This window comes from Candidatus Methylomirabilota bacterium, from assembly GCA_036001065.1.
Taxonomy (GTDB): Bacteria; Methylomirabilota; Methylomirabilia; order Rokubacteriales; family CSP1-6; genus MNEF01.
Map to the genome: position 1 here is coordinate 1 of DASYUQ010000237.1, position 3,709 is coordinate 3,709.

Genomic DNA, 3,709 nt, shown 5'->3' on the forward strand with positions numbered 1-3,709 from the left:
CCCGCGAACTGACCGTCGCCGCCCGTCACTTCCCAGATCACGGCGCCGCGCTGGAGATCGTCCATTCCGCTGGGGCCGATGATCCCCTGACCGACGGTCTTGAACGCGACCTGGCCGGCGGTTCCGTAGGCGATGCTGCCCGATTCGACGAACGTCCCCTCGCCGGTGATCCGGACCTCGGACTCGAAGACCGCGGTCGTCCGATCCACCGGCTCCACCGTCGCCTGCACGCCCTTGGCGTCCAGCACCGCCTTCATGGCCTGGCTGCTCGCGGTCGTCCTGGCCCGCAGCCGGTCGTCGCTGCCCGGGACCGGGGCCCCGGTTCCCTTGAACTGGAGAGCGAACGTGAGCTGTTTCATGGCTGCTCCTCCTCTCATTCGGCTCCACAGCGGTTGATCTCCCTCCGGTGGGAGGCTTCAGGATAACCGGGAATGGGGCTAGAATGACGAGGTTGCCATGAGCCTTCGAGTGTTCGTCGTACGCCACGGCGCCACCGACTGGTCGCGCGAGCGCCGCTTCGCCGGCTGGCGCGACGTCCCGCTGAGCGACGAGGGGCGCCGCCAGTGCGAGGCCGTGGCCCAGGCCCTGGCCGCCACGGCCGCGGCCGCCGTCTACGCGAGCCCGCTGGAGCGGACCCGCGGGTCGGCCGAGGTCATCGCCAAGCCCCACCGCCTCAGCGTGCAGCTGGCCGACGCCTTCCGCGAGATGGGGTTCGGCACCTGGGAGGGGCTCACGCGCCCGGAGGTCGCCGCGCGCTTTCCGAGCGAGTGGGACGCCTGGTGCGCCCCCCCCGCCTCGTTCACGCCCCCCGGAGGCGAGGCGCTGGGGGCCGTGGCCGAGCGCGTCGCCGGCGGCCTCGAGGACCTCAAGTCCGACCACGACGGCGAGACGGTGATCCTCGTGACCCACGCCGTGGTGGCGCGGCTGATCGTCCTCGCCGCGATCGGCCTGGGGCCGGAACGCCTCTGGAGCATCGATGCCAGCCCCGGCGGCATCTCGGAGCTCGAGTACCGCCCGGATTGGGTGACGGTGCACCGGATGAACACGGTGGCGCATCTCAGCGGCACGGGTGCCCTGGCATGAGGCCGGCCCCTACCCAGCTGCCCAAGGGCGCGCGCATCTACCTGCCGGACGAGGCGGGGCGGAAGCGCCACGTCGAGGCGCGGTTGTTCGACATCTTCGGCCGCTGGGGTTATCGCGAGATCGTGACGCCGACCTTCGAGTTCTTCGACGCGATCGCCATCGGCACCGACCAGGCGCTGCAGGAGAACATGTTCAAGTTCGTGGACCGCGAGACGGGCCGGATGCTGGCGCTGCGCGCCGACATCACCCCCCAGATCGCGCGCGTGGCGGCCACCCGGCTACGTGACGAGCCCAAGCCCATCCGTCTCTGCTACGTGACGAACGTCTTCCGCTACGACGAGCCCCAGCTCTCGCACTACCGCGAGTTCTACCAGGCCGGCGTCGAGCTGATCGGACTCGACAAGCCCGAGGCCGAGGTGGAGGTCATCGCGATGACGGTCGAGGGGCTGCGGGCGCTGGGCCTGCAACGTTTTCAGATCGACGTCGGCCACCCCGACTTTTTCCGCGGGCTCATGGAGGAGATCAAGACCGACGGGGCCCGCGAGCGCGAGGTGCGGACGGCGCTGGCGCGCAAGGACCTCTCGACGCTCGAGCGCCTGGTCGGCGAGCTGGCCCCGCCCGCGCACGTCGGCGACGCGCTCCTGGCCCTGCCCACGCTGTTCGGCCGCGAGGAGGTGCTGGAGCGGGCGGCGGCCTTCGCCCGCAACGCGCGCTCGGAACGGGCCCTGGCCAACCTCGCGGAGATCCATCGGCTGCTGGCGATCTACGGGCTGGCCGAGGCCGTGCTGCTCGATCTGGGCGAGGTCCGGGGCTTCGACTACTACTCCGGCACCTACTTCGAGGCCTACGTGGCCGACTTCGGCGCCGCGGTGGCCGCCGGCGGCCGCTACGACCAGATGCTCGGCCGCTTCGGCTACGACTGCCCGGCCGTGGGCTTCGCCTTCGACGTGGCCCGGGCGCTCAGCGTCATGGAAGCGCAGGGGGTGGCCGTCGAGCTGCCGGGCCCGGACTTCTTCATCATCGACTTCACGCCCGAGAAGACGGCGGCGCTGTCGCTGGCGCGGCGCCTGCGCGATGGGGGAGCCTCGGTCGCGCGCGACATCGTCAGCCGCGGTCTGGAGGAGTCGCTGGCCTGCGCGCGGGCCCAGCGCGTGGCCCGAGCGCTCATCGTCGGCGGCCCGCGCACGCGCGCCGGCGAGATGCTGGTCGTCGATCTCGCCACCGGCACCGAGCGCACGCTGGAGATCCGGACGGCGCTGGACGCGCCCGAGCAACTGCGGGGGGCGGGGCGGAAGGCCGGCCATGCCTAACATCGTGGTGGTCGGCACCCAGTGGGGGGACGAGGGCAAGGGCAAGGTCGTCGACGTGCTGGCGCCGCACGTGAACGTGGTCGTCCGCTATCAGGGCGGCAACAACGCCGGCCACACGGTGGTGGTGGGGCGCGAGAAGTACGTGCTCCACTCGATCCCCTCGGGCATCCTCCATCCCGGGTGCCGGTGCGTCATCGGCTGCGGCGTCGTGGTGGACCCGGGCTCGCTCATCGAGGAGATGGAGTCGCTCGTCCAACGGGGCGTGATCCTCGACGGCAACCTCTTCATCTCGAAGAACGCGCACCTGATCATGCCCTACCATCCGGCCCTCGACCGCGCATCGGAGGCCAAGCTGGGGCCGCGGCGGATCGGGACGACGGGCAAGGGCGTGGGGCCCGCCTACGTGGACCGGGCGGCCCGCGTGGGCATCCGCATGGCCGATCTCCTCGACGAGCGGCTGTTCCGCGAGAAGCTCGAGTACAACGTGGCCCAGAAGAACCGCCTGCTGCGGGAGATCTACGACGCCCAGACCTTCAACGTCGACGAGATCCTCCACCCCTACCTGCGCTACGCCGGGTGGCTCGCCCCCTACATCACCGACACGGCCCTGCTGCTGCACAAGTGGATCGACAGCGGGTACTCGGTGCTCTTCGAGGGCGCCCAGGGCACGATGCTCGACATCGACCACGGCACCTATCCCTTCATCACCTCGTCCTCCACGACCGCCGGGGGCGCGGCGACCGGCACCGGCGTGCCCCCCAAGAAGATCCACGGCGCGCTCGGCGTGGCCAAGGCCTACACCACGCGCGTGGGCGGCGGCCCGTTGCCGACGGAGATGAAGGGCCGCGTCGCCGAGGAGATCCGGGCCCGGGGCAAGGAGTACGGGGCCACCACCGGCCGGCCGCGCCGGTGCGGCTGGGCCGACGCCGTCGTGCTCCGCTACGCCGTGCGCGTCAACGGGCTCGACACGGTCGCCCTGACCAAGCTCGACGTGCTCGATCAGTCCGAGACGGTGAAGATCTGCGTCGGCTACCGCTACCAGGGGGACCTGCTGACGGACTTCCCCGGGGAAGAGACGGTCCTGAGCGGCGTCGAGCCCGTCTACGAGGAGCTCTCGGGCTGGATGGCGCCGACCAGCCGCGCCAAGAACGAGGCCGATCTGCCGGCCAAGGCCCGGCAGTACCTCGAGCGCCTGCAGGAGCTGATCGGGGCGCCCTTCTGCATGATCTCGACCGGCCCCCAGCGGGACGAGACGATCCTCTGCGAGGACTCGCCGCTGCTGCGCTGGTTCCCCTCGGTGCGCTCGAGCCTGCTCT

At 71.2% G+C, this 3,709-nt stretch carries 4 protein-coding genes; 3 read left to right on the plus strand and 1 reads right to left on the minus strand.

Going from position 1 to position 3,709, the window contains the following annotated elements; all coding sequences use genetic code 11:
• Window positions 1-359 (minus strand): hypothetical protein (locus VGV13_22735; GenBank protein ID HEV8643894.1); only part of this gene is annotated, 359 nt, incomplete at its 3' end.
• Window positions 360-456: 97 nt separating this feature from the next.
• On the opposite strand from VGV13_22735, the gene VGV13_22740 reads away from it, so the two are divergent.
• The 3 genes from VGV13_22740 to VGV13_22750 form a co-directional block, all read left to right on the plus strand.
• The gene (locus VGV13_22740; GenBank protein ID HEV8643895.1) at window positions 457-1,083 is read left to right on the plus strand and encodes a histidine phosphatase family protein; all 627 of its coding nucleotides are present in this window, start codon (window positions 457-459) and stop codon (window positions 1,081-1,083) included.
• Window positions 1,080-2,393, plus strand: coding sequence for an ATP phosphoribosyltransferase regulatory subunit (gene hisZ / locus VGV13_22745; protein ID HEV8643896.1), 1,314 nt, complete (start codon window positions 1,080-1,082; stop codon window positions 2,391-2,393). Before VGV13_22740 ends, hisZ begins: the two co-directional genes overlap by 4 nt.
• Window positions 2,386-3,709, plus strand: a 1,324-nt coding sequence (locus tag VGV13_22750) for an adenylosuccinate synthase (protein HEV8643897.1), incomplete at its 3' end; no start/stop codon positions are given. The genes hisZ and VGV13_22750, both read left to right, overlap by 8 nt.

Bases quoted from the DNA above. Each gene is read 5' to 3' on its own strand.
- hisZ (HEV8643896.1), top strand. From the start codon at position 1,080: ATGAGGCCGGCCCCTACCCAGCTGCCCAAGGGCGCGCGCATCTACCTG.
- VGV13_22740 (HEV8643895.1), top strand. From the start codon at position 457: ATGAGCCTTCGAGTGTTCGTCGTACGCCACGGCGCCACCGACTGGTCG.